13 protein-coding genes are annotated in these 21,041 nt (G+C 69.1%); 6 read left to right on the forward strand and 7 right to left on the reverse strand.

Annotated elements, in window-relative coordinates; genetic code table 11:
• Positions 1-194: 194 nt before the first annotated feature.
• Genes ACF088_RS28195 through ACF088_RS28215 form a run of 5 tightly spaced genes read left to right on the forward strand, consistent with a single transcriptional unit; the run spans position 195 to position 6,133 of the window.
• Complete coding sequence (locus ACF088_RS28195) at positions 195-791, forward strand: LysE family translocator (RefSeq protein WP_392378673.1); 597 nt, start codon at positions 195-197, stop codon at positions 789-791.
• A 50-nt stretch (positions 792-841) separates the two neighbouring features.
• Complete coding sequence (locus tag ACF088_RS28200; RefSeq protein WP_392378653.1) at positions 842-1,096, forward strand: acyl carrier protein; 255 nt, start codon at positions 842-844, stop codon at positions 1,094-1,096.
• A 19-nt stretch (positions 1,097-1,115) separates the two neighbouring features.
• Positions 1,116-2,507, forward strand: coding sequence for a TrpB-like pyridoxal phosphate-dependent enzyme (locus tag ACF088_RS28205; RefSeq protein ID WP_392378654.1), 1,392 nt, complete (start codon positions 1,116-1,118; stop codon positions 2,505-2,507).
• Positions 2,508-2,537: 30 nt separating this feature from the next.
• Positions 2,538-4,451: an FAD/NAD(P)-binding protein gene (locus tag ACF088_RS28210; RefSeq protein WP_392378655.1), complete on the forward strand. Its 1,914-nt coding sequence runs from the start codon at positions 2,538-2,540 to the stop codon at positions 4,449-4,451.
• An 11-nt stretch (positions 4,452-4,462) separates the two neighbouring features.
• Entirely contained in the window at positions 4,463-6,133 is a 1,671-nt protein-coding gene (locus tag ACF088_RS28215; RefSeq protein ID WP_392378656.1) for an AMP-binding protein, read from the forward strand.
• Positions 6,134-7,258: 1,125 nt separating this feature from the next.
• Here the strand turns inward: ACF088_RS28215 and ACF088_RS28220 are convergent.
• The 3 genes from ACF088_RS28220 to ACF088_RS28230 form a co-directional block, all read right to left on the reverse strand.
• Complete coding sequence (locus ACF088_RS28220) at positions 7,259-8,101, reverse strand: enoyl-CoA hydratase/isomerase family protein (protein ID WP_392378657.1); 843 nt, start codon at positions 8,099-8,101, stop codon at positions 7,259-7,261.
• 228 nt (positions 8,102-8,329) lie between these two features.
• A complete protein-coding gene (locus tag ACF088_RS28225) occupies positions 8,330-8,569 on the reverse strand; it encodes a hypothetical protein (RefSeq protein ID WP_392378658.1) in 240 nt (79 codons plus the stop codon).
• Between the two features lie 59 nt (positions 8,570-8,628).
• Complete coding sequence (locus ACF088_RS28230) at positions 8,629-9,768, reverse strand: anion permease (protein ID WP_392378659.1); 1,140 nt, start codon at positions 9,766-9,768, stop codon at positions 8,629-8,631.
• 418 nt (positions 9,769-10,186) lie between these two features.
• Here ACF088_RS28230 and ACF088_RS28235 point away from each other — a divergent pair, with 418 nt between their 5' ends.
• A complete protein-coding gene (locus ACF088_RS28235) occupies positions 10,187-10,921 on the forward strand; it encodes a 4'-phosphopantetheinyl transferase (RefSeq protein WP_392378660.1) in 735 nt (244 codons plus the stop codon).
• A 106-nt stretch (positions 10,922-11,027) separates the two neighbouring features.
• Here ACF088_RS28235 and ACF088_RS28240 read toward each other — a convergent pair whose 3' ends face one another.
• The 4 genes from ACF088_RS28240 to ACF088_RS28255 form a co-directional block, all read right to left on the reverse strand.
• Positions 11,028-13,907, reverse strand: a complete 2,880-nt coding sequence (locus ACF088_RS28240; RefSeq protein ID WP_392378661.1) for an ATP-binding protein — start codon at positions 13,905-13,907, stop codon at positions 11,028-11,030.
• A 736-nt stretch (positions 13,908-14,643) separates the two neighbouring features.
• Positions 14,644-15,483 carry a LuxR C-terminal-related transcriptional regulator gene (locus ACF088_RS28245; RefSeq protein WP_392378674.1) on the reverse strand — a complete coding sequence of 280 codons (840 nt, stop codon included), beginning with the start codon at positions 15,481-15,483 and terminating at the stop codon, positions 14,644-14,646.
• 373 nt (positions 15,484-15,856) lie between these two features.
• Complete coding sequence (locus tag ACF088_RS28250; protein ID WP_392378662.1) at positions 15,857-18,637, reverse strand: AAA family ATPase; 2,781 nt, start codon at positions 18,635-18,637, stop codon at positions 15,857-15,859.
• Between the two features lie 842 nt (positions 18,638-19,479).
• Complete coding sequence (locus tag ACF088_RS28255) at positions 19,480-20,886, reverse strand: NDP-hexose 2,3-dehydratase family protein (protein ID WP_392378675.1); 1,407 nt, start codon at positions 20,884-20,886, stop codon at positions 19,480-19,482.
• Positions 20,887-21,041: the final 155 nt, after the last annotated feature.

A 21,041-nucleotide genomic window follows, 5' to 3' on the forward strand; every position in this document is an offset into this window, starting at 1 on the left:
AGCTTGTTGCCTGGGTCATTCAAAGCCGATAGCGTGCCAATGGTGGTGATCAAGATCCGGGGGGATGTTCAGATCATTGGAGGGGGGTCGTTTCGATTGGATGCACAAGTGTTGGCTCCGTTCTCCGATCGAATGACGATGGACATTGCGGCAGCCTCATGGTGACTTGGGTCTTCATCGCGACGATTTTCGCGATGGTGGCCGCACCGGGGCCGTCATTCATGGTGTTGGTGAATGAGACGCTGCATTTTGGACGTGGGGCCGGGATGGTGACCATTCTCGGCAGCAGCACCGGGCTGCTCCTGTGGGCGGCGACCTCCGCCCTCGGACTGGCCGCACTGACGCAGACCTCTCCGCTGGTGTTCACCACCTTCAAGCTGGTGGGTGCCGCCTACCTCTGCTATCTCGCGGTGATGACGGTGCGCAACCGGCGGAACTTCGGCCACCAGCCGGACCAGGCGCCCGAGGGGCACGGCGCGGCGGACCTGTGGCGGTCCTACCGGTCCGGGCTGGTCACCAGTGCCGCCAACCCCAAAATGGCCACCGTCTACCTGGCGCTGATCCCACAGTTCCTGCCGGCCGGCGGCGGTTCGCCCGCCGACGTGGTCACGCTGACCAGCGTGCAGATCATGATCAGCGCCGGCTGGTACGCGGTGGTCGTCACCCTGGTCGGCCTGGCAAGGCGCTTGCTGGCCATGCCGGCGGTGCGGGTGGGGCTGGCCTGGGTGAGTGGGGTGGTTCTGCTGCTGCTCGGGCTGCGCACCGCAGTGATGACGGGACCCATGGCCTAGCGGAACAGCCGGAAAGGCCAAGAACTGTCCAGGGAAGAGGGATTACCTTGATGTCTCCTGAGAAAGTTGACACTCAGGTATGCGAGATCATCGCAACCGTACTCGGTTCGTCCGCACCGGCCGAAATCAAGATTGATGACGAGTTGCGCGAGATCGGGATCGACTCGTTGACCATTCTTGAAATCGTCGTCCGAGTCGAGAAGGAATGTGGCATCACGATCGGTGACAGCGAGATATTTCAGGTCGCACTGCGGCGGGTCGAGGATCTCGTGAAGTTGGTCCAGTCGCACGTGGAAAATTCCTAGAAACGAGGGTTGGAAACGCATGGTGAATTCGGCAGAAACCTCGCTGACCGCTGAAGAAATCGTTCCCACTCACTGGTACAACGTGCTGTCCGACCTCACCGGCGTTGAGGACGCGGCGAAGCTGCGCCAGGCACGGCCGGAGGCCCGCGAGGGCGGCGGCACGGTCACCCCGCAGATCCCGCTGTCGATGTACCGGCAGAGCATGGGTCAGGAGCGGTTCGTCGAGATCCCGCAGCCGGTGCGCGAGGAGTACCTGCGCTGGCGGCCGACCCCCCTCAACCGGGCACGCAGGCTGGAGCAGCTGCTCGACACCCCGGCCCGGATCTACTACAAGTACGAGGGCACCAACACCACCGGCAGCCACAAGCTGAACACCGCACTGGCCCAGGCCTACTACTACAAGCAGGCCGGTATCACCAGCCTGACCACCGGCACCGGTGCCGGCCAGTGGGGCTCGGCCCTCGCCGTCGCCTGCCGCATCTTCGGCCTGGAGTGCACCGTCTACATGGTCCGGGTCAGCTACGACCAGAAGCCCTACCGCCGGATCATGATGGAGATGAACGGGGCCAAGGTCATCTCCAGCCCCAACGAGAACTCCGAGGCGGGCCGCGCCGCGCTGGCCCGCGACCCGAACACCGACGGCAGCTTGTCCATCGCCAACGCGGAGGCCTTCGAGCATGCGCGCCAAGTGGAGCGCTGCAACCTCTCGGTGGGCAGCGGGGAGAATCACGTCCTGCTGCACCAGACCGTGATCGGGCAGGAGGCCGTCCGGCAGTTCCGTGCGATCGGCGACTTCCCGGATGTGGTGATCGGCTCGGTCGGCGCGGGCAGCAACTTCTCCGGCATCTGTCTGCCGTTCTTCCACGAGAAGGTGCGCGAGGGCTTGGAGACCCGGTTCGTCGCGGTGGAACCGGAGGCATGCCCCAAGCTCACCAAGGGGCGCTACGCATGGGACTACAACGACTACACCGGCATCACGCCGATGACCAAGATGTACACCCTGGGGCACACCTTCGTCTCCCCGGGCATCCACGCCGGCGGCCTGCGCTACCACGGCGCCGCCCCACTGGTGAGCGCGATGTATCACCAGAAGCTGATCGAGGCGGTGGCCTACCCGCAGCGCCCGGTGTTCGAGGCCGGCCTCACCTTCGCCAACGAGGAGGGCATCATTCCGGCGCCCGAGTCGGCGCACGCCATCCGGGGCGCGATCGAAGAGGCGCTGTTGGCCAAGAAGGAGGGCAGGGAGAAGGTCATCCTGTTCAACCTCAGCGGCCACGGGCTGCTCGACCTGTCGGCCTACCAGCAGTTCCTCAGCGGGAACATGACCGACATGGCGGCGTCGGACGAGTTGATCGCCGCCTCGCTCGGACGCTTGCCGGCCATGGACGACCTCGGCGCGGCAGCGCGCTGAAGGCGAGCCTGACAGATGGGGGGACAGGTCGTGGAACACCTGACTGACGCGGTGCTGGACATCGCGATCGTGGGCACAGGACCGCGCGGGATCTCGGTGTTCGAGCGGATCGCGGCCAATCTGACGGCCGAGGCGGAGCCGCCGAGCGTCAGAATCTGGCTGATCGACGCGGTGGAACTGGGAGCGGGCCGGATCTGGCGAACCGACCAGGAGACCTGCTTCCTGATGAACACCGTGGTCGGTGAGATCAGCATGTTCTCCGGGGTCTTCGACGGCGAGCCATGCCGGCCGGGCGCCGGCCTGTCCTTCCAGCAGTGGTTACACACGCAGCCGGATCCGGCACTGTCCGGTCTGGACCGTGACGACTACGCACCGAGGTACGCCTACGGCCGGTACCTGCGGTACGTGTACGACTCGGTGGTGCGTGCCGTGCCGGGGCTCGGCGAGGTCGTCGAGATGGTCGGCAAGGTGACCTCGTTGCGGGACAACGGGAACAGCTACGAACTTCGCGTGTCCACTTCGGACGATGAGCGCACCGTGACCGTCGACGCGGTGGTGATCACCACCGGGCACGCCCGAGCGGAGCTGTCCGAGCACCAGTCCGAGCTGGCGCGGTTCGCAGCGGACCGGCCCGAACTCCGTTATCTCAGCGGGGATTCGGCCGCCGACCTGGAACTGCAGTCGATCCCGCCGCGTGCCGCGGTCGGCGTCGTGGGGCTCGGCCTCTCCTTCTACGACATCCTGATGTCCTTCACCGTCGGTCGTGGCGGGAAGTTCAAGGTGAACGGCGACGGGGTGATGTGCTACGTGCCCAGCGGCAATGAGCCCTGGGTGGTCGCGGGCTCGCGCAGCGGACTGCCGATCCGTTCGCGGGGCCGCAACCAGAAAGGGGTGGCCGACCGCGCGGCACCAAAGTTCCTCACCTCGGCCGCCATCGGCAGGCTGCGCGAGCACAACGCGCTGCACCGGGGCGGCCCGGCCCTGGACTTCGACCGGGACGTGCTGTCCTTGCTGCAGGCCGAAATCAACTATGTCTACTACACCACCCAGGCAAGGACCCAGCACGGGCCGGAGCGTGCCGAGTCGGTCGGCGCCGAGTTGTGCGCACTCGGCCCGGAACCGGAGAGCTGGCGCGAGGTGGCTCTGCGCCACGGCCTCGCGGACGCGGAGCCGGTCGACCTGGACCAGCTGTCCAGGCCGTTGCACACCAAGCGGTTCGACTCCGGTGCCGACGTGGTCGCCGAGGTGCGACGTATCCTGCTCGCCGACATCGCGGAGGCCGGTCAGGGCAACGTGGACAGTCCGCTCAAGGCCGCGCTGGACGCCATCCGGGATTCCCGCGAAGTGCTGCGGCACGCCGTGGACTTCGGTGGCCTGACCCCGCGATCCCATCGGGCCGACTTCCTCGGCCGGTTCGCCTCGCGCACCTCGTCGCTGTTCACCGGTCCGCCGCTGGAACGCACCGCGCAGTTCCTCGCCTTGATCGACGCCAGGGTGCTCGACGTGGCAGGGCCGGATGTGGTGCACGGCTGCGACGCCGAGCAGGGCCGGTTCTTCATGGAATCCCCGGCCGTCGAGGGCTCGCGCAGGCACTGCGACGTGCTCATCGACTCCCGGATCCCGACCGCCGGCCTGATACGCAACACCGATCCGCTGATGCGGCAGCTGGTCGAGGAGCGGATGGCCGTCGACTTCGTGCACGGCGACACCGAAGAGACATTCGAAACGGGTGCACTGCACATCACCCCGGCCGAGCGTCGGGTGATCGCCGCCGACGGCCGGCCGCACCGGGCCCTCTACGCGCTGGGCATCCCGACCGAGCGGGTGTGCTGGTTCACCCAGATCGGCAACGGCCGGCCGGGCGTGCCCACCTCGTTCTCCCGGGACGCCGACGTGATAGCACTCAGCGTGCTGCGCCGGGCCGAGTCCAACACCTTCCAGTGATCGGGGACAAGTTGTCCGGGCAAGACGATGCGTACCGGGAGTTCCGGGCCGCGCGGGACCTCCTTCTGCACCACGCCGACGACCAGGACGCCGCGCGCAAGGCGTTCCGGTGGCCCCGGCCACGACGGTTCAACTGGGCGACCGACTGGTTCGACCGGATCGCCGAGGGCAACGACCGGGTGGCACTGCGCATCGTCGGACAAGGGGAGCGGACCTTCCAGGAACTCTCCCGACGTTCCGACCGGGTCGCCGACTGGCTGCTGTCGCAGGGCATCCGCCGGGGCGAGGTGGTGATGCTGCTGATGGACAACCGGATCGAGCTGTGGGAGCTGATGCTCGCCCTGATCAAGGTCCGGGCCGTTATCGCACCCGCCTTCATCACCATCTCGCCCGAGGAGCTGCGCACCAGGATCGGCAGGGCCGGAGCCCGGCATGTGATCGCCGACCATCGGATCGTGCCGGGGCTCGCGGTGGACGGGCTCCGGACCAGGATCATCGTGGGTGGGGAACACGAGGGCTGGGTCGACTTCGCCGCTTCGGCCGAGCACGAGGGCGACTTCGTGCCGGAGGGCCCCACCGAGGCCGACGAGCCGCTGTTCTACTACTTCACCTCCGGCTCCACCTCGCGGCCGAAGCTGGTGGTGCACACGCACGTCAGCTACGCGATCGGGCATCTGGCGAGTATGTACTGGAACGGGCTGAAGCCGGGGGATGTGCACCTCAACGTCTCCGCCCCGGCCTGGGCGAAGTACCCGTGGAGCTCGCTGTTCGGGCCCTGGAACGCCGAGGCCACCGTGGTGTCCATGGACAATGCCGACGCGACCCCGCAGCGGCTGCTGGAGGTGCTCCGGAGCGGGACGGTCACCAGCTTCTGCGCGCCGCCCAGCATCTGGCGGGCACTGATCCGGACCGGGTTGCCCGACGGTCTGCCCGGGTTGCGGCATGCGGTCAGCGTCGGTGAACCGCTCATGGGTGATGTGGTCGAACAGGTCCGCAGGCTGGCCGGGGTGACCGTCCGCAACGGGTTCGGGCAGTCCGAAGTCACCGCCATGGCCGGGGTCACCGCCTCCTCTCCGGCGGACCCGGTCTCCATGGGCTATCCGCTACCGGGCTACGAGCTGGTGGTGGTCCGGCCCGACACCGACGAGCCGGCTCAGGAGGGGGAACTGTGCCTGGACCTGGCCAACGAACCCGTCGGCATGATGCGCGGCTATCTCGACCCGGAGGACAACGCCACCAGCCATACCCCGGGCGGCCTCTACCGAACCGGTGACCTGGCCCGGTGGGACAGCGACGGTTCTCTCGTCTATCTCGGGCGTCGCAAGGACGTGTTCGAGGGGCAGGACGGGACGCTGATCGCTCCGCTCGAACTGGAACATGTGTTGGTGCTGCACCCTGCCGTCGCCGAACTGTCCGTGGTACCGGTGTCCGAGGGCACGGCACTGGTACCCAAGGCGTACGTGGTGCTGGGTGCCGGGTGGAACGCCAGCCGGGCCACCGCCGAGGTGCTCTTCGCGCACCTGCACACACAGCTGCCCGCGCCCAAGCTCGTGCGCTTCCTGGAGTTCGTGGACGACCTGCCGCGCACCGAATCAGGGAAGGTCCGGCGCGAGGCCGTCCGGGCGCTGCGCAGGTCCCGAAACGTCGAGTTCGCCGCCGAGCCGCCCACCGCCCTGGCGTAGCCTCGAACGTTCAAGGGTCGTCGTCGGCTTGGTGAAGAGCACCAACTTGCCATCTCCGTCGAAGGTGTTGGCCGTGGTGGCGAAGCAAGTGGCACGGATCGCGGACGTCGAATGTGCCGACGATATCGCCTGACCATTACTCACCGATGTGCCGAGAATGGAGTGTTGGTCTCGATGACTGTACCTCGCATGCGCGATATGAGAGGGCCGACGGCGGGATGAGAACGCGACGCCTGAAATTCGACCGGTCAAGAGGGGAAGTTGGAATCCGGAGAGCAACCAGTGGCCACGTTGAGTACATGAAAAAACGCCAAATTTGCCTTAACTTTCAGCCTTTTCCCGTTTGATTTCGACGCGTGTCGCGGCGTAGCGTGGGAAGTGGTTCAGCTGGACGGCTGGACGACCATCAGAGATCCGAGGAGGCACGATGAGCTTCCGAAGCGTATTCCCCCGCAGGCATGGCGGCGGTGACGACTGGGGCGACTACGGCCGAGGTGGATACGGTCGTGGACGTGGAGGCCGTTATGGGCGAGGCCGTGGACGCGGCTTCGGCCGTGGACGCGGCTTTGGCCGAGGTGGCGGTTTCGGTCGTGGAGGCCGTTTCTAGCGGCCCATGGGTCAACTTCGAGGCTGGTCCCCGATGGTGAGGGCTGGCCTCGAAGATGCTGCGAGACGGGGGCTCGCGAACGTGCCGATATCCGTTCGCGCTATCCGAATCGGGGCGCAATCTGATGCCGCTTCTTGACTCGCGGACCTCGATGAGGAATACATCGTCAGCGAAGGCGGCTCGAAACCTTGCCATGCTCGCGGCCCGTGAACCCGTGTTTCTCCACAGCTCATTGAGTTCACGGCGTCCCCCCGCGTTCCGGGAGCTTGAGCCAGGGAAACGCTGCGTGAGGCGCAAATGTCCACACGCAGCGCGCTTCCGGGCCTTCCCTGCCCGTATTCATCAGTATTCCCGCCGACGGCTTGCATCGCAATCCCAGATGTGCCAGGCGCCCTTTGTGAAATCCTCCCGACTGCATAACGATGCGCCATGCTCCCGATGGGCAGTCCAGTCGGCGGCCTTCACCGGTACAACCGGCTTGGGATTTAGCCGGCTAGGGGAAGAGACGTGGGATGTCGTTATCGGCCGACGTCCTTCAAGTCGCCCAGTGCGTCGCCGAGGTCGAGTTCGGTGCGGCCACGGGTCTGGAAGCCCCGCTCGAACAGCTCTGCCGTGCGTTGCTGCGCTGACTCCCCCCGAACGAGCTGCTGGAACAGGGCGGCATCCGCGCGTACGTCGGCCAGCGGCGGCAGGCTGATGGCGTTGACGGCGGCTTTGGCCGCGATCAGCCCGTCGCGGGGGAAGTCCCCGATGCGCGCGGCGAGGCCGGCTACGAATGCGTCCAGCTCGGCGTCGGGCACCGCGCGGTTGATCCATCCGTAGCGTTCGGCGAGTTCGGCATCGAAGTCGGCCGACGTCAGCACGGCTTCGAGCGCTCGGCCCCGGCCCAGCAGACGGGTGAGGTGCTGGATCGCTCCCGCGCCGGGCGAAGTGCCGATGCCGACTTCGGGCTGGCCCAGGACCGCGTTCTCGCGGGAGGCGAAGCGCATGTCACAGGCGAGGAGGAACTCGCTGCCCGCACCCCGTGCTCGGCCGCGCAGCTTGGCGATGGTGACGGTTGGGATCTCGCTGAGCTTGCGGAACAGCATCCCCAGGGAGGCGTCGCCCGGGCCGCCGGCTTTCGCGGCCTCAGCGGTGTACTCGGGCACTTTGGTCAGGTCGACGTGCGGGAAGAAGAAGTCGGGATCCGCGCTGTCGAAGACCACCACCCGTGCGGTAGCCGAGGAAGAGAGTTCCTTGAGCAGTCCGACCAGGTCGCGCACGACCTCGGGACCGATGAGGTTGATCGGCGGGGCGTGGAAAGTGGCGAACAGGACGTTGCCGTCCAGCGTGGTGCTGATGGATGCGTACGAGGCGGTCATGTTCTCTTCCTCTCGGCGCTCGTCACGGCCAGGTAGCGATCCGGGCCGGCAGAGCTGGTGCTCCTCAAGCACAGCGCTGGTGCTCCTCAAGCCACGGACGACAGCGCGGCCAGCTGCTGCGGGCCGCTGTCCGCGGTCAGGGAGCGACCTCGACAGGACCGGCGTCACGTCCCCGGGCCGGATGCGGGGCACATCGGATACCGGGCGAGTGGAGCGGCCGGGGCAGGGTCAGCTGGGAACGATCAGATCGATCCCGTAGGCCGCTACCGAGAGGCAGGCGGCGAAGCACAGCACGGCCGCGACTGCCGCCACCTTCCGGTGCCGGCCCCGGGGCACGTCGGGGGCGGGCTCTCCGTGGCCGGCGCGGGCCCACGCGGCCAGTCCGAGCGAGAACATCACGACCACCACCACGGTGATCCCGAGGCTGACACCGGAGACCCCGGCAAGAGTGCCCCAGTCGATGTCCATCTCCTGTCCCTTCCGCCGTGCCTTCCCCGACGACGGCCCGCCCGGTCGAGCCGGCTCACTCAGGCGGCCGACTTGACAGTGGGCTCCGCAGCGGGGGCCGGCACGTCATTGACGTTCTCCGGGCTCACCGGACGGCGGCGCGAGAGCACGTAGAAGCCCGCCGCGGCAGCCAGCGCGACGCCCGCCACCAGGGCCACCCCCGCGTTGCCCTGGTCGGCCACCCAGGCTGCCAGGCCCCCCACGGCGGCCGCGGCCGGCAGGGTCAGCAGCCAGGACACCGCGATCCGCCCGGCGACTCCCCAGCGCACGTGTGCCAGCTTGCGGCCCAGGCCCGCGCCGAGGATGCTGCCCGTGCACACCTGGGTGGTCGACAGCGCGAACCCCATGTGCGACGAGGCGAGGATCACCGCGGTCGCACTGGTCTCGGCGGCGAAGCCCTGCGGGGCCTGGATGTCGGTGAGCCCCTTGCCCATGGTCCGGATGATCCGCCAGCCGCCCACGTAGGTGCCCAGGGAGATCGCCAGGCCCGCGCTCAGCACCACCCACCAGGGCGGCCCCGCACCATGGCCGAGCGCTCCGCTAGAGATGAGTGCGAGGGTGATGACCCCCATCGTCTTCTGGGCGTCGTTCGTGCCGTGAGCCAGCGCCACCAAGGACGCCGATCCGATCTGACCCACGCGGAAGCCCTTACCGACGGCGCGCGCCGAGGTCCTCCGGGTGATCACATAGGCGAGGTAGGTGGCCAGCAGCGCTACCACGCAGGCCACCACGGGCGAGGCCACCGCAGGAATCACGATCTTCTCGATGATCGCGCCGAAGCGCACCGCGGAACCTCCGGCCCCCACCCACACCGCGCCGATCAACCCGCCGAACAGGGCGTGGGACGAGCTGGACGGCAGCCCGAGGAGCCAGGTGACGAGATTCCACAGGATTGCCCCGATCAGCCCGGCGAAGATCATCACCAGGGATACCTCGCTGTCGTGGACGATGCCGCCCGAGATCGTCTTGGCCACCTCCGTGGAGAGGAAGGCTCCGGCCAGATTGAGCAGACCCGCGACGGCTACGGCAACCCGGGGGCTCAGTGCCCCGGTGGCGATGGAGGTGGCCATCGAGTTGGCGGTGTCGTGGAATCCGTTGGTGAAGTCGAAGGCCAGGGCCGTGAGGATCACGGCCACGAGCAGGAAGGAGACAGATTCCATCCCGGTCCTCCACATCGAGGGCGGTCCGGCCGCGCGGGCCCACCGGACGATGTGTGCGAACCGCGCTCCCCTCCCACGCTAAGCGCCGCTCCGAATCGCCGCCAATGCGACGGCGCGGGCCGGTCGGTGGCGGCTGGATGCGGCAGCGCCGTGCCGGACTCGGCGGCGGGCGTTGAGCAGTACGACGACCTCGATACGGAGCTGGGCGCCGGGCGCAGCCGAGGGCCGGCACATCCGCCCGCCAACGGGAGCGCACGACCGTGCAACCACCCGGAAAGTCTGGTCGTTTTCCCGGTACTTGAGGCGCGGCCGCCCGCTTCGGTGGTGCTGCCCGTGATGACGACCTAGTCTCAACTTCCGCTGCACCATGCGGCACTGCTTCGTGTCGACGCCCGGCGAGGCGCGCCCCACAGGTGCCATGACAGGAGACACCGTGATGATCGACGAGTTACTGCCGGAGACGGTCTCCGTGGCGGAGCTGTCCGGCGAACCGCCGGACGGGGCGCTCCTGCGCGAGGAGGAGCCCGTTGTCTCGCGCGCGGTCGGCAAGCGCAAACGCGAGTTCGCGGCAGGCCGTTGGTGTGCCCGCCGGGCGATGGCCGAACTCGGCTCACCGCCGGTACCGATCCTGCCGGGGCCACGCGGGGAACCGCAGTGGCCGGCCGGTCTGGTCGGCGCGATCACCCACTGCGAGGGGTACGCCGCCGCCGTCGTCGCACGGTCCGCGCAGGTGCTCGCCCTGGGCGCCGATGCCGAGCCCGCGAAGCCGCTGCCGGACGGGATCCTGGAGGCCGTGACGCTGCCCGGGGAGCGCGCCGTACTGCCCCGAACCCCTTGCGGTACGACGCCGTTGCCCTGGGACCGGATCCTGTTCAGCGCCAAGGAGTCCGTATACAAGGCGTGGTTCCCGATGACCGGGCGTCCGTTGGGGTTCGAGGACGCAAGCATTTCCCTCGACCCGTACGAGGGGACCTTCACCGCACGGCTCCTGGTGCCCGGATGGCAGCTGGGTGATTCCGTGCTGTCCGGGTTCCGGGGCCGCTGGACCGTGCGGGCGGGTCTGGTCATGACCGCCATCGCCCTACCTGCCGCCGCGGGCGACCGGGCGAGCCCGGCGTACGGGCCCGCCATGGCGACGGAGCTACCGCGGTGACGGGCCGCGACACCACAGCCGGCTGTGTCCGGCGCCCGTCGGGCAAGGCGCGCGAGACCGCCGATGCCGGGACGGGACGGCGCGTACCCGCCCTACGGCCAGGACGTCACCTGGCCGCCCGGCCGGTGTCGAAGAACGAGCCGAGGTTCCGGCGCCCGGACACCCGGAGCTTGCGGTACACGGACGTCAGATGCTGCTCGACGGTGCGCTGGGTCACGAACAGCTCCTCGGCGATCTCCCGGTTGGTGTCGCCGGCCGCCGCCATGCGTGCCACCTGGCCCTCACTCGGGGTGAGCGACTCCACGCCGCTTGAGGTGACCCGGCGCGGACGGGCACCGGTGGCCAGCAGTGCTTCACTGGCCCGGGCGCGCAGCCGCACGGCACCGAGCGAGTACGCCAGATCGAGCCCCTGGCGGAGCACCTCCCGGGCCGCCTCCGTGTGTCCGTGCGCATGGAGCGCAGAGCCGTGGTCGACCAGTACACGGGCCCGTTCGAGCCGCGCCGGCGAGTTCTGGAGGACGGACCGCGCTTCCTCCAGGACGCCCAGTTTCCCGGAGGCGCCCTCCGTCGCCGCGAGGAGCCGCAGAGCGGTGCCCAGCGCATCGGTCAGATTTCCCGTGCGGGCTCGTTCCACCGCCTCCTCCGCGAGCTCCCGGGCCGGCGCGACGGCTCCCAGGGCGAGGTGGGCACGACCGGCCCAGACCCACCAGGACGACACGGCAGGACTCGTCCGGGTCCACTGATGCTGCCGTTTGCCGGACTCCAGGAGGTCCGTCAGTGCCGCCTTCGGGTCCTGACGGACGAGCCGCAGCCGCCCCCTCGCGCACAGGAACTCGTTCCACTGCCAGGTGTCCAGGCTCGTCGACGGGAAGGCCTGCGCAGCCGCGGCATCGGCGGCGTCGAGTGCACCGGAATCGATCAACGCGTGGATCTGCGTCGCAATGGGCAGCGCCAGGGTGCGGCCCCACAGCCTGGGCGGCACCACGTTCAGCGACGACCGGGTGGCCGCCAGCGACTCGGACAGCTCCCCCAGGCGGTAGCGTGTCTCGGCCCGCAGCGCCAGGCACAGCCCGTACAGCAGCAGGCGCTGGCCCTGCCGGGTGGCGTCGATGACGCGCTGAAATGCAGTGTCCGCCTCGTCCGTCAGTCCCGCGTACAGCAGCGCCGTCGCCGCCGTGGCCTGGAAGAACGGCGGGTCGATGCCGGGCACGCTGCGCTCCAGCATCGTGCGCGCCGCGGCGGCCGACTCCTGTGCCCGGTCCGCACGAACCGAGCTGAGGCCGGCACGTGCGGCGATCAGCGCCCGCTCACCGGGTGTGTCACCGGGCAGAGCGATGTCGAACGGATACTCCGGCAAGGTCACTGCGAAGCTCTGCAGACCCTCGGCCGAAGCCATGAGCCGCTGGCCCTCCAGAAGAAGCTGCAGGTCGGGGTCGCGGACCGTCGGTCCCTGCTCGGTGAGCAGCCGCACCGCCTCAAGCGACTGGCCACTGCGGATCAGACCGCCGGCCAGCGAGTTCAGCAGCCGAAAGCGCAGGGGCGGTTCGTGCACATGCGCCATGGACGCCCGCAGATGCCGGACACTCGCCTGTGGGTCCACACCGGCCTCGGCCAGGCCCAGTTCCACGAGTACGGACGGGTCCGCGGGTGGGTGCCCCTCCTCGGGCAGACAGTGCCGCAGCAGTTGCACCGCCAGCGCCGGGGCACCACGGAACGACGCCTCCCGGGCGGCCTCCCGCAGCACGGTGACCGCCCAGTCCCCGGTGACCGGCAGGGGGGTCACCAGCAGGTGGCCGGCCACCTGCTCGGCGCGCGCCCCTGCGTCCAGCATCAGACGGGCAGCGCGCTGGTGCGCCTCCGCGAGCCGCTCGGGTGGCATGTCCGCCACGATCACTTCCCTGATCAGGCCGTGGTTGAAGGACCACGCCCGGCCGTCGTCGGCCTCCGAGACCAGACCGTTGGACCGCAGTGTCCGCATCGCGGCACTGTGGGTCGCGTCATCCAGTTCGGCCAGCCGTGCACACACTTCCGGCGGGGCTTCGTCGCCCATGACAGCCAGGGCGCGGGCCGCCGCCGCGGCGGACTCCGGCTGTCCCTGCAGCATGGACCGGACCGCCCCGTGGAAGGAGGCACCGTCGTTCGCGGTGACGTGCTGCAGACCGTCTACGGTCGGCAGGTGACCGCCGAGCCGCAGGACGGTCAGCAGGGAGTGGACGAGCAGTGGATTGCCGCCGGTGATCGCCAAGCAGGCGTCGTGGAACTCGTCCTCCGCCGCATGGCCGAAGACGGACTGTACGAGGTGGCCGACCCCGTCGCCGGTCAGCGGGCCGGGCCGCAGCACCCGGCACAGCGGCTGTCCTGCGATGTCGCTGAGGAGCCCGGCGTCCGTCGCCTCGTCGCCGGTGCGCCGGGACAGGACGAGCAGGACCGGAAGTCCCTCGATCCGGCGGGCGAGATGGGCCAGGAAACGCAGCGAGGCCAGATCGGCACAGTGCGCATCATCGACGACGATGACGATCGGCGACTCCGCCGCCAGATTGCAGGTGAACCAGTACAGCCCGTGCAGTACGGCGTACGACATGTCCTCGGTGGCGAGCACGGCGTTGCACGGGAGCGTCACACCGGTGAGCGCCTGCGCGGCCGTCCGGGCACTTCCGGTCAGCAGCCGGGTGCGCTGCGGTTCGTCGAGGCCGGCCAGCAGCGGTTCGAAGAGCTGGCGCACGACTCCGAACGGGAAGTCGCGCTCCAGCGCGTCGCCGCGCGCCTCCAGCACACGAAGACCCTCGACGGTGGGAGCGGAAACCAGCCTGCTCAGCAGCAGACTCTTACCGATGCCGACGACGCCCTCCAGCAGCGCGATACCGCCTGATCCGGCGCGGGCGTCCTGCACAAGAGCGGAAAGGGAGGACATTTCCTCCTCGCGATTGACGAGTGTCAACCGGTCCCGCCGGCATTCGAACGCGTCGGTGGGTATCCCGTCGGTCATCGGGAGTCTCCTCTGTCCGCACCTGCACCCCGGCACGGTCGTGCCGGGCGGTCCGCCGTGAGCAGGGGCCCGGCGTGCGGGCGGCCGCCGGGCGACGGCCGGTCCGTTCCCGCGCGGACCCCGCGTGCCACGCGGCGACGCTCGGGCACGCGGGGCTGTTGCCTGTCCATGACCACTTCCTTGCCCCGTCCTCGTAGGGACGCTTTCTCCAGCTTCTCCCATCTGGAGGGTAGGGGAGACTCCGGGGGTGTCACCCGGGGCCGGACCCGGCACGGGAGGGGCGGCGTGGCGGCCCCCTCCGGCCACTGCCGGGATCCGGTGAGCTGACATGGTCTCAGCCGACCGGGAGGGAAAGGGCGATGGGCCGGTGCCCGGGCTCATCCACCGCGGTACCGCGCAACACCGGCTCCGCAAGGAGGGGGGAGTGCCCTCGCGGAGCCGGTGCGCTACAGGCCGGGTGCACGCGGTGCCGGCCTCGCCGTCGTGCAGCGTGACTCTCGGGGACGCGGGGGCCCATGGCCCGGAGCAGGCACGCTGACGACGGCATCTCTATCGTGACCGAAGGAAGGTGAGGAATTCCCTAGAGTCCGGGGGCGGTTCCTCGATGGGGGCGATGGACGGCCGCCCCGGTGCGGGGCCGAGGGGCCTCGGCGTACGGCGGCGGGAGTGGTCGGCGGACAGCGATGGGGCGCCCCGTCCGGGACGCCCCATCGCCGTGCCGGTCCCCGCTGAACCCCTACGAGGCCCGGGAGTTCGCCGTCGCCGGTGCGGTCCGTGTCCCGGGGTGGGTCGAACGGTGGGCGAGGCGCGCGGAGGACGGCCGCCGGGTGCTGCCGGGAGTGTCCGCCTGGCTGCGGCTGCGCCTGCGCCGGTTGTCGGTGTCCTTCACGAACTCGGGCAGGACCCTGGGCGGCCAACTGCCGATGGTGAGCATCCCCATGGAATGCGCCCGTGCGACCAGCGCGGCGCGGTTGGGCGCCTTGAGTCTGCGCAGCATCAGGCCGACGTGGTATTCCACGCCCTGCCTGCTCAGGTAGAGCCGGGCGGCCAGTTGCACCGTCGAGGCGCCACTGGCCACGCCTGCGAGGATCTGTGCGTCGAGTTCGGTGAGCAACTGCTTGCGGCTGACCGGCGCATCGTCCTGGCCGGTGAGCGACGCCGACTCGTCGTCGGGCCGGACGACCACGACGAAGGACGGTTCCTGCTCCGGTACGCTGCGCACCGCAATGCCGGTGAGTTCGCCCGAGAACGGCACTGTTTCGCCCCGGATCCCCACCATCCGTTCCACGAACCGTGGGCGGTGTCCCTCAGCCAGACGGGCGAAGTGCCGGTTGAGCAGAGCCGGTGCGCTGGGGTGCAGAAGCGAGTAGAGGCTACGGCCACAGGCTTCTGTGGAGTCCTGGCCGAACAGGTGGAAGAAGTCGGCGTCGGCGGCCACGATCGCCAGTGAGGCATCAAGGCTCGCCATACAGGCTTGTTGGTGCGGGAGCGGGCGCCGCCTTTCCCCGGGGGCGGGTTGCTCGGACGCACGTGGGAGGTGGGGGGGGGGGGGGTGAGGTGCCGCCGCCAGAGGAATCGGGTCGGCGTCGTGCTGGGATGTCAAGGGAGCTACCGTCTTTCTCGGTCGACGTACCGGGAAACCCGGCCGTCGAAGGAGGCATTGGTCGTCCCCGCTCCTTCGGTATGTGGAGCGAAGTGCCTTTCATTGCATTGGTATTCCGTTGCTCAGAGCGTAGGAATGCCGAATCCCGGGAGTCAACGCGAGATGTGGCAAATCGCAAAACACTGTGGTGTTTCGGTGCGGTGGTTCGGTGTCAATACGGTGCGGTAGTAATGACTCTTTGTCATGGTGAGATTGTTGAGCGCAGCCGGCGTCCCGCCAAGCGACGCCTGTTGCAAAGGAGAGGGCGTGCCGGTCAGTAGGACACGGCCATGACAAGGGGGGCGGACTACCGGTCGAGTTCTCGCAATGCCGTGGCGAGGTGCGCCCGTCCTGGAATTGACGCCTTTCGATAGCAACTTGTCAGATGCTTTTCCACGGCCCGGCACGTGATGTTCAACTTGTCGGCGATCAACTGGTTCGTCAGTCCCGAGGCGGCGAGTTCGGCCACCTTCCGTTCCGCGGGGGTCAGTTGACTGCGCGTGGCCTCGGGGTCCGGTGGAGCCCCGGCGAGCGACTCCTCCACGCGGCGGGCCAGCCAGGGGACGTCACACTCGGCGGCTTCCTCACGGGCATGGCGCAGCGCCGCCCGGCCACGGGCGTCGGCCGGGCCGACCTGCCGGCCGAGATCCAGCAGGGCCTGGCACCGCTCGAAGCGGTTGGCGGAGTGCCGCAGCACCTCCACGGCCTCCAGCAGGACTTCGGTGCTGTCCGGGCCTTCGACCATATGGCTGTGCACACGCAGCGCCCGGCCGAGCGGCCCCGGTGCACCCCAGGCACGGGCCCGTTCCACCTCCAGCGCACTCAGTTCGACGGCCGGCTTGCGCTCACCGAGGTAGAGGTGGAGAAACGCGGCGGCCGAGGCCCAGGGGAGCAGCGCCGGATTGAGCCATCCACACTGTTCAAGACGCCGCCCGGCACCGAGGAAGTAGTCCAGGGCCGATTCCAGGTCGCCCTTCCGGGCTGCGCTCTGCCCCTTCAGCATGGACAGCCCCGACGACACGTACGGCTCGTCCTCCGCCCGGTACTTGACGGCGAGCAGTCGATCGGCGAGCTGGTCGTCCCCGGTCAGGATCGCGCACGAGGCCAGGGTCATCGAGGACAGCGTGAAGACCTCCTCGTGCTTCGCCCCGGCCAGCTCGAAGGCCGCGAGCGCCTGCCCTTTGGCCTGCGTCAGACGGCCACGGGCCAGCGAGACGAGCGCCTGCTCGGTGCCGATCATTGCCTCTTCCACGCGGGACTGCCGGCCCACCGCGTTCTGCTGGGCCGCATCGAGCCAGGAACCCAGCCTCTCGACCGAGTCCGCGGCCACGAGACATGCCACCACCAGAGGCAATGTGGTGTGCACATGCGAGGGCAAGGCCGGCTCGCACGCCAGGACCCGGTTCGCCTGCTGCGCCACCTCATCGGCAGGCAGCGCATTGGAGAACGTCGCGGCGCCGAGCAGCGGGGCGAGCAATTCCCGCTCGGCCACGGTGCCGGTCCTCGGCTCGGGGCCCAGACCGACGAGGCGGGCCGTCGAATCGGCCAATTGCTCCGCATCGGGCAGGGCCGCTTGCCGGATGCGAGCCTCCAGGCGCAGCGCCAGCTCCCGGTCCGGCCCCTGCAGCAGGTGCTCGGGGCCCAGCGCGTCCGCCGTCTCCCGCAGCAGCTCGTGAACCGGCAACAGCGTCGAGGAGAAGGAGCTGGGCGCCAGCCGGACCACGGCCTGGGCGCGCTGTCGCGGTCCGTCGCACAGCAGAGCGGCCTGTGCGATGTGCCGGACGGACGCATACGGGGCGAAACTCCGTTCCGAGGTGGCCAGGTCGACCAGCAGGTCCGCCCGGTCGCTGTCCGGCAGGCTGTCCAGCAGAGCCCGTCGCAGATAGCGTGCGGCAATCTCGGGGGCACCCCTGCGCTGCGCGGTGAAAGCTGCCGAGCGCAGCACTTGGGTGGCCCACGGGAACGTCGGCGCCGTGAGCGCCATCAGGTGCCTTGCCACCTGCTCGGGCGGGCGGCCGGCCCGGTGCAGCAACTCCGCCGCCAGCTCGTGCATGGCGGTCCGTTCCTTCAGCGGGATGCCCTCCACCACCGACTCCCGCACGAGGGAGTGGACGAACCGGGGGCACTGCATGCCGGTCGTCAGGCCGAGGTCCGCCAGTTGCCGCAGGGCATGGTCCCGCCCCGCGGTGTCCAGGTCGGCCAGCCTGCTCAGCAACTCGGGGTTGGTGTCGTCACCCACCACGGCCACGGCTCGGGCGGTCCTCCTGACCTGCTCCGATTGAGCGTCCAGGCGCTGCAGCAGCCGATGCTGCAGCGAGGCCGGGCGGAGTGCGGCGACGGTTTCCGCGTGGCCCGCGGTGGGCTGGAGGCTCCGGGGGGCCGCATCTTCCAGAAGGCAGGTGAGGAGCAGGGGATTGCCGCCGGTGGCCTGGTGGCAGGCCAGCGCGAATGCCGCGTCCACCGCTTCCCCGTAGTACCGCCGGATCATCTCGTGGGAGTCGTGCAGAGTGAGGTTCCCCGGGCGCAGGACGTGCGTGGCGTGCCGGATGACGCTCTGGACGGCAGGATGCCCGGTCAGGGAGTCGCCCTCGCGGACGGCGCACACGAGCACGACCGGCAGGGCGGACAGCCGCTCGCCCAGGTGCCGCAGCCACCGGAGGGTCGCCGAGTCCGCCCACTGCAGTTCGTCGACGAGCATAAGAACGGGCTGGTCACGAGCCATGTTCTCCACGAGTGCGGTGAGACCGTCCAGGGCGTCCGGTGCTGCTCCGTCGGGCCGGCCGGCGTCGAACGCGCGCCGAGCGCGACTGACGACCCCTGGTTCCCACCGCGCCCTCTCCTCCGGCGAGGCGTGCCGCAGCACCGGTTCCAGGAGCTGGCGGGCCACCCCGAAGGAGAAGTCCCGCTCCATCGGAGCCGCGCTCACCCGCAGGTGCTGGGCTCCCTGCGCCGCCCCGAGTTCGCCGATGCCGTCGAGGAGGGCTGATTTGCCGACCCCCAAGGGACCGGTGGCCAGCACCAGGGCCCCTCGTCCGCTCCTCAGGGCGGTGGCCGTCAGCACGAGTTCAGCCTCGCGGTCCAGCAACATCAGGTTCAGGTCCCTTCAGACCGCGAGAGGGCGTCGTAGCGGCCGGTGCGGAGGGTGTGGCACGCGGTGCGGGCAGCAGGGCAGGCGGTACCGGCGGACTTCCCGGCCGCACCACCGTGGGCGCGCAGAGCACGGAGCGCGTACCGCTACGGAGCACAGGGGCCGTACCGATACGGGCATGCCGACGCGAGGGCGCCGGCGGAGGGGCAGGAAGCGCAAAAATCCGGCCGGCGGCACGGTCGAGGAAGCCTGCCGGGTTTCTGCCGCTCACGCCGAGCACACGGTGTATATGGCAGCCAGTTGGTTTCTGTTGTCATTTCTGTCGGCGCTCACCTTCCAACAGAAGCGCGGGTCCCGGGTATTTCGTCATTCGCCGTGTCAAGGTTGCCACATCGTTCCGGGAAACCCTCTCAGGGGTGCGCAATGAGGCACTGGTGAAGCAAAGCAAGAGCGGCCCGCGCGACGCGGGGGCGGGCCGTGCGGAAGTACTCGGCAGTAGGGGCCCCGGGGAAACAAATTTGCCTGCGAGCGGCGTCCGTCATGAAATCTTTCGCGGGAGGACTCGGGCTCGGAGTGGCTACGGCTCTGAGCGGCCTCGGCGCCAGGGAGCGCACGGTGAGGGCAGAGAAGAATTCGGCTTCGAGGCCGCCGGGCCGTCACGAGGTGACCGGTGTTTCGCACGCACAACGGGTGCGACGTGAGAATCTTGCGGAAAATCTGAGGCTTCGTCACCGGCCGGGCGCCCTCGGGTGCACAGAGCGTGGCCGTGGCGGCGCCGGTGCGGTCTCCTTGGACGAGGCCGGCGCTCCGGGGCTCACCCCGGAGCGCCGTTCCCCGCCCGGCTACGGCAGCGTCCTCATCCCCGCGACCAGGGTCCTGGCCTGCACATTCAGATGGTGGCTGTACTTCAGAAGTTCACTGATCTGACATAGCGTCGCCCAACGGAAGCCCGCGGGCGTCCCGGTCGGGAACTCGTCGCCCACCTCGATGATCAGGTAGCGGCTCCGGGCGTGACGGAACCGGCCGCCCTCCTCCGACAGCACGGCATCGAACAGCGTCCGCTCCGGACGGCGGTCCAGCACCACATCGAGATACCGGGGACGGTCCTCGGCGGGAAGCCGGGCGTAGCTCTCCGGAGTGCACTGCACGGTGGGCCCGAGTTCCACCACATCGAGAAAACCCGGCTCGACCCGCGCGCTCAGCAGGGCGTGCGGCACCCCGCGGATCCGCTTCACCAGCAGCGCGGCGACCCCCAGGCCATGCGGTTCGAGCAGTGGCTGTGACCAGGTAGGAACCTCACGCCGGTGCGAGCTGACATCAACGGCGACGATACTGAAGAAGAGCCCGCTCTCATGTGAGATCGCTTTCTCCGAGCGGCGCCAGCCCTCCGTCTCCCGCAGGGGCAGTGGCTCGGTGGTGATCTCGTGCCGGGCCCGTCGCGTCGTGACCCAGCTGCGGATCTCCGTATCGGAGTGCAGGCCGGAGTTGGCCGTCTCCGAGCCCGCCCGCCAGTCAGGGATGCAGGAAAGCACCGTACGGGCATCCATGTTGACCAGATCGGGGTGGCGCAGCAGCGCACCGAGCTGGCCCAGAGTGAGCCAGCAGAAGTCCTCGCCCGCCTCGACCTCGGGGCCCACCTCGATCACCATGTTGCGGTTGCGCTTCCGGAAGAACCACGAGCCCTGTTCGGACTGGAGCACATCGGCCAGCACCCGCCCCGGATCGGCGTCGATGAAGCAGTCCATGTACGGAACGGCGGAACCGCCGTGCACCCGGGTGTAGTTGCTCTTGGTGGCCTGCACCGTGGGGGAGAGCTGCACCCCGTTGATGTTCCCCGGCTCCGGCTTGGCCTGCATCAGACAGTGCAGTACTCCGTCGATCTCGCAGACCGCGATCCCGAGCACACCGATCTCCGGCTGGTGGATGATCGGCTGGCACCATGCGCCCACCGGCCCGTAGTCGGATCGGACCCGGATGCCCTCGATGGAGAAGAACCGCCCGCTGTCGTGCCGCAGGTTCCCGTCTCCCGGAGCAAAGTTCCACCCCTGCAGCTCCTCGAAGGGTATGCGGCTGACCTGGAGCGCGTGAGTGCGCTGCCGCTCCTCGAACCATGCGTGGAACGCGTCATTGCTCATCACCCCGCCTTCGGTGGCCAGGGCGGAGACAGCCAGCCGCGAGGGCAGTGCACCGGCCCGCCGGGAAGACACTGCGGAACCGGATGTGTGCAACGGCTCCGCTGCGCTGTCCATTTGCATTGCTGCGCACCTCCACGCTGATGTGTGTACGGCACCGGTCGGCCGCCATCTCCCCTCGCAGCCTGCACCGGGGAGTTCTGGCATTCACCTAGTCTCTGCGCCTTGTCCGCCGACGGCCGGGCGGCTACGAGCCGGTCGCCAGGGGAGCA

This window comes from Streptomyces sp. NPDC015125 (genome assembly GCF_043080045.1).
Classification (GTDB): domain Bacteria; phylum Actinomycetota; class Actinomycetes; order Streptomycetales; family Streptomycetaceae; genus Streptomyces.